The sequence below is a fragment of the Pseudomonas sp. EA_65y_Pfl1_P113 genome, from assembly GCF_963970525.1.
In the GTDB taxonomy this organism is placed as follows: domain Bacteria; phylum Pseudomonadota; class Gammaproteobacteria; order Pseudomonadales; family Pseudomonadaceae; genus Aquipseudomonas; species Aquipseudomonas tritici.
On record NZ_CAXAQM010000444.1, the window covers coordinates 1 to 485 of the forward strand.

General features: G+C 66.6%; 1 protein-coding gene. It reads right to left on the reverse strand.

The window, feature by feature from the left end:
• Positions 1 to 457: hypothetical protein (locus AACY52_RS30490; protein WP_339561412.1), on the reverse strand; the 457-nt coding region annotated here is incomplete at its 3' end.
• Positions 458 to 485: the final 28 nt, after the last annotated feature.

A 485-nucleotide genomic window follows, 5' to 3' on the forward strand; every position in this document is an offset into this window, starting at 1 on the left:
CCGCGAGCTGCCCCACCGCCTGCATCTTGGTGGCCTGCGCCACTTCGCGCTTCAGCCGCGTTTCCTCGCTATTGTCCTTGAGGCTCAACAACACTGCCGAATTGCCGAGGCCGCGCGCACCCGCGATCGACAGGGCGACCGGCTCGTCGGGATGATCCTTCAGCCGCACCGCAAGGTCGGTTGAATGCGTCGCGCCACCGGCAAAACGGCGGATCGCGTCGGCGACCACACCCTTGTCTTCGCGCACCAGCAAATCGCCGGGATAGATGGGCGGGCTGTGCGGATCGACCGCCGCCGCCCGCGCAAAGGCGTCGTTCATCTGCACGAAGCGCCCGTCGCCGCCGATCAAGGCAACGCCGAACGGCATCAACGACACCAGGCTCTTGATATGCGCCGCCGCGCTTTCGCCAATGGCAGGCTGGCTATTCTCTTCCTCGTCGATCAGCGCGACCAGCATCGGCGCGTCGTCCCCAGCGCGAAACGGG